Source organism: Photorhabdus africana (assembly GCF_035181445.1).
In the GTDB taxonomy this organism is placed as follows: Bacteria; Pseudomonadota; Gammaproteobacteria; order Enterobacterales; family Enterobacteriaceae; genus Photorhabdus; species Photorhabdus laumondii.
Genome location: NZ_JAXBVE010000284.1, coordinates 1 through 233, shown reverse-complemented (window position 1 = coordinate 233; position 233 = coordinate 1). Strand labels below are relative to the sequence as shown.

Here is a 233-nt window from a genome sequence, read left to right as displayed (position 1 = left end):
CATCGAATGCGCCCCGCTGCCCACATAAACCGAACCCTCCGGCAACTGATACCAGAGATAATCCTCAATCGAAAAAACCTGCCCAAGATTAGCCAGCAACTGATAGCCGGTCCCATGATGAGTAAAATGCGGGATAGGTGTCTCCGTATAAGGGGCATCCGGCAATGTGAAGGTCAGTCCGCTGTGCTCCTGCAACCAGTCCACAATCTGGCTCAGTGTTGGATGCTGAAATG

General features: G+C 52.4%; 1 pseudogene. It reads right to left on the bottom strand.

Features of this window, described 5'->3' with window-relative positions:
- Positions 1-233, bottom strand: a pseudogene (locus tag SLS51_RS23780) (hypothetical protein); the annotation flags it as partial.